This window comes from Colwellia sp. BRX10-4 (genome assembly GCF_014077465.1).
GTDB lineage: Bacteria > Pseudomonadota > Gammaproteobacteria > Enterobacterales > Alteromonadaceae > Colwellia_A.
Genome location: NZ_JACGVZ010000053.1, coordinates 1 through 4,881 on the forward strand (window position 1 = coordinate 1; position 4,881 = coordinate 4,881).

General features: G+C 35.3%; 3 protein-coding genes and 1 rRNA gene. 3 read left to right on the plus strand and 1 reads right to left on the minus strand.

Annotated features, from left to right (window positions below; genetic code table 11):
- A 5S ribosomal RNA gene (rrf, locus tag H4J67_RS19395) occupies positions 1 to 113 on the plus strand; the annotation flags it as partial.
- 492 nt (positions 114 to 605) lie between these two features.
- Here the strand turns inward: rrf and H4J67_RS19400 are convergent.
- On the minus strand, positions 606 to 1,685 hold the full coding sequence (locus tag H4J67_RS19400) for an ATP-binding protein (protein ID WP_182204755.1): 1,080 nt from the start codon (positions 1,683 to 1,685) through the stop codon (positions 606 to 608).
- A gap of 177 nt (positions 1,686 to 1,862) precedes the next feature.
- Between H4J67_RS19400 and H4J67_RS19405 the strand changes: the two genes are divergently transcribed.
- Positions 1,863 to 3,569: a bifunctional diguanylate cyclase/phosphodiesterase gene (locus H4J67_RS19405; RefSeq protein WP_182204757.1), complete on the plus strand. Its 1,707-nt coding sequence runs from the start codon at positions 1,863 to 1,865 to the stop codon at positions 3,567 to 3,569.
- A 64-nt stretch (positions 3,570 to 3,633) separates the two neighbouring features.
- Complete coding sequence (locus tag H4J67_RS19410) at positions 3,634 to 4,758, plus strand: ATP-binding protein (protein ID WP_182204759.1); 1,125 nt, start codon at positions 3,634 to 3,636, stop codon at positions 4,756 to 4,758.
- The last annotated feature ends 123 nt before the right edge of the window (positions 4,759 to 4,881 follow it).

Genomic DNA, 4,881 nt, shown 5'->3' on the forward strand with positions numbered 1-4,881 from the left:
TAGCGACAATAGCACTGTGGCACCACCTGATCCCATTCCGAACTCAGAAGTGAAACGCAGTAGCGCCGATGGTAGTGTGGGAGTTCCCATGTGAGAGTAGGACATTGCTAGGCTTCTATTTAGAAGAACCCGTAGCTGATGCTACGGGTTTTTTGCTTTCTGGCGTTTAAAAACTTAGTAATTATAACTAATAAAATCGTTTTACCAACAGTTGTGTAACTAAAACATATTATTCCTCTATCTTAAGTGCTGTACTTGACGTACTTATCATCACCACTAAAATACTACACAGAGCGATATCGGCTTTAATTATTTTTAACGTTTTTATATCGCCTTTTCTTGGCATTTTAATATTGAGAAAGATAATATCTGGATATATAAATTCACTACTATTTTCCTAGGGTATTTCATTTCTCAAGTAAGTAACCGTTTGTTGTTAATTTACTAAATACGCGATTGAATTTTTAATATTAAAATCACTGAAAGCATCTATCATGTTCAGCATGATCAATATTGTTTTCAACCATTAAGGTTTAAATTGCTTTAAGATCATACCTAATTTTATCTCTATCTGTTTGGTGATAATAAACAATTTAAACAGTTTTCTACGCTATTATTTTGACTTTTTTAAATTTCAAGATAAATAGACTTCCTACGCCTAATTCAGATTTAGCTTCTATACTGCCACTATGATGTTCAATAATGCGCTTAACAATACTTAAGCCTAAGCCAGAGCCTGAAAATTTTTTACCATTAACTAGTCGATGAAACGGCGAGAATATTTTATTAACATGTAATGGATTGAAACCGATACCATTATCTTGCAATAATATTTCAATATAATTACCAGTATCGTCCATGGCTATGTCGATAATTGGTAAGCTATTATTAAATTTTATGCTGTTAGCAATTAGATTTTGGAACAAGAGTTGTAACAAAGCAATGTTACCTGAGATATCAGCCAGCTCATCCGGTATATTCACTTTAAAGTCAGTTTGTATTGTATCTTTAAGTGATATAACTGCTTTAGTAATAACGAGCTTTAAGTTAACAATTTCGAATACTTGATTTGCATAGCCTACAGATAAGTAACTTTGTAAGTCTGATACTATGCTATGTACATCTTTTGTACTTTTCTCAAGGTAGTTAAACCATTTTAATTCATCAGGAGTACAGTCTATCCTTGAGGTTAAGTCGGCTTTTAATGCCTTAGATACCCCCATAATACGACTAATATGACCGTTAAAATCATGAGATAAGCTAGCACAAAATGCTTGCATATCTTGATTATATCCAGCAAATTCTTGTTGGTGCCTAAATCTCTCAATAGCATAATAACATGTTTTATATAGTAATTGTGGTGTCAACTCATCTTTAGATAAATAGTCTTGAACGCCTTTGTTCAGCAAAGTTTGTGCAATTTTAATACTGTTTACAGAAGTCAATACCACCATTGGCAAGGGGTTAGTTTGTAAACTTAACCACAGTACAGTTTCGCTTATAGTTGAATCAGGTAATTGTAGGTCACACAGGCATATATCAAAGTGTTCAGAGGAAAGTCTTGCAGCACCTGTAGATAAAGTTTCTGACCTTACAACATGAGCATGTATTTCCGTAATAGACGCTAAAGCATCTTCAATAATCTCAAAATGGTCAGGGTTACCCTCTATTACCATTACCTTCATGATATATGTTTTCCTATGTCATTAATGAAATGTGAATACATCCATGAAAATTAGACATTATCAACTTAGGTTGCTAATGTAAATATGTACCAATTGTCTTGTAGATTTTCACAAAAGGTTATGGATGTCTTTGTGTTCGTATTTTTAAAGTAGATGTTCATGCTAGGATGGTACTAAATGAGAATTTTGATTGTTGATGATGATGAAATTGATAGTGCTCTGGTAAAAAGAGCGTTGAGTACATCTTTACAAAATAGTTATGAAGTGGAAGAGGCTGATTCTGTCATCAAAGGTCTTGCCCTAATTGAAGCTGAAACCTTTGACGTTATTTTACTTGATTATCATATGCCTGAAGTTAATGGTATTGAAATGATTATCGACATCCGCTCTCGCTTAAATCTTGGTAATACCGCTATTATTGTTATCAGTGCCGCACAAGACAGTTCAATTGCGTTGAACTGTATTGAAGCTGGAGCACAAGACTTTATCTCTAAAATTGACATATCACATGTCAAACTCCATCAAGCGATTATACACTCTAAAAAACGCTTTGAAATGGAACAGCGATTGCACGAAAGCTACTTAGCTTTAAAGAATATGGCTGAAACAGATCAACTGACGGGTCTACATAATCGCTATTACTTTAATGAAACCCTCAAGTTTATGATTGCTAATAGTGACCGAACAAAGCTATCTGTCGGTATGCTAGCCTTGGATTTAGACGAATTTAAACATGTTAATGACTCATTAGGTCATCATGCAGGAGATCAATTACTGGTTGATTTGGTTGTAAGAGTTAAAGAATGCTTAAGAATCAATGATGGTTTCGCTCGACTAGGTGGTGACGAATTTGCTATTACTTTAGCCAATGTTCAATCTGTCGAAGAAGTTAACATGATTGCCAATCGTATTTTAAGTTCATTTCAAAAGCCATTTTTAATCGACGATCATCGTATTAAATGTACTATTAGCATGGGTGCTGCCTTATACCCAAACGATGCGGATAGCCAAGTAGAATTGGTCAAGTGTGCTGATATCGCGATGTACAGAGCAAAACAGAATGGTAAAAACGCTTTAAGATTCTATGAATCGCATTATCAAAATGAATTTAATCGCCGTTTTTTGATTCAAAGTGAAATAAGTGAAAATCAACGTAAATCATTGTTTAGACTATTTTATCAACCCGTGTTTTGTGCACATAACGCTCAAATCATTGGTGTTGAAGCCCTTATTAGATGGCCTGATTCACCGAAGTCATATACACCTGGTGAATTTATTCCTGTTGCTGAAGAAACACGATTGATTCATGATCTCGGTCAATGGGTACTTACGACTGCTTTAGCTGACCTAGGATCATGGCAAAGACAATTTGCTGATGATTTCTCCATGTCCATCAATATCTCAGCCTTACAATTGCAAGACCCTCAATTAACTAAAAAAATAATATACGAAACAACACGGCAAAGAGTTTTACCTAGTACCATCATCTTAGAAATTACTGAAACAGCACTTTTAGAAGACGATGAAGTAACGCGAGATACACTTCATTCATTGTCATCTCATGGTTTCCAAATAGCATTAGATGATTTTGGTATGGGTTTTTTTTCTATTGCTCATTTAAATAACTTCCCTATTGATATCGTTAAACTCGACAAGTCGCTACAAAAAAAGGAGCCGTACGTTAACAAGAAAAAAAGCTTGCTTGAAGCCGTCACTATTATGCTTAAACTTCTTGATTTCATTGTTGTTGCTGAAGGTATAGAAACAGAGAGTCAATTATTAGTTTGTCGTGAACTTAAAATAGATAAGATACAAGGTTATTTATTGGGTAAGCCTATGCCAGCACATATGTTAGAAGAAAAGTTGCTTGCACAGATTGCATAACTTAATGGTTTTATATATCACTTAACTCTTACGTATAACTTGATATAAATGGAGCGAGAATTCGATGATATCAGCTTTAATACCCGACAATGAACTGGCACGTTTGGCAGCATTAGATGAGTACAATATTTTAGATACGCCATCTGAGCTAGCTTATGATCAGCTTACCGAGCTTGTCTCCAGTGTCTGTGGTACTCCTATTGTGCTAATTTCTTTTATCGACGAGAAGCGACAATGGTTTAAGTCTCATTACGGGCTTGAAGTAGGAGAGACTCCGCGCGATATTGCCTTTTGTGCGCATGCTATTCATCAGGATGACATCTTTGAAATACAAGACAGTCGTAAAGATAAACGTTTTCATGATAACCCTTTAGTAACTGGACCCGCTCAAGTTGTTTTTTATGCAGGTGCTCCATTGATAACACCTGAAGGTCTAAGGCTGGGGACTTTATGTGTCATCGATAACAAACCGTCACAATTGACCTATATTCAAAAAAAACAGTTAACCATTATTGCTCAGCAAGTTGTAGCCCATTTAGAGCTCAAGAAAGTTGCCCGTATCAAAGATAGCCTTGTTTCGAAGTCATTATCATTAACGAGTAACTTAGTGGCAAAGAATAAGGAACTTGAACAGTTTGCTTTTGTGGTATCGCATGACTTGAAATCACCTTTGGTCACTATTAATAGCTTTACGTCCACGTTAGCGAGAGAATTATTGGCTAAAACTACCGAAAAACAGCAGCATCGTTTTAGTAGAATACTTAAAAATGTTCAGCATATGGGGGATCTGCTCACCAATCTACTTGAGTTTTCTAAAGTCATGAAAGGGGACGTCATTAAAGAACCTCATGATGTAACTAGCCTTATTGAAAAAAGTTGGCAGAGATTGTTGACCAAAAACAAAATACTGAACGCTGAGCTTATTTTAACTAAACCCTTACACTCCATTTTGACTCATCAGCCACTTTTTTCACAATGTATCGATAACTTATTAAAAAATGCCTTGCAATATCGGAGTGTTGAGCGGAATCTACAAGTAAAAATTCATACTGAATTATCAGATACAGCGATTTCTTTATTTGTCTGCGACAATGGCTTGGGTATAGAACAAAAAGATCACGAACGTGTTTTTGATGTTTTTGAGCAAATTGTTGAAGGTGAAGGGACTGGAATTGGCTTGACTATTTAGTGGCTAAGTACTTGAGAGGCTTTATTTGTTATAGATGAAATTAATGGCATTTCAATTTCTCGAACTAAATCCATTTGTTCTGGGTGAGGTGAATCTACAAACACAATACCTGCAACTTTATCA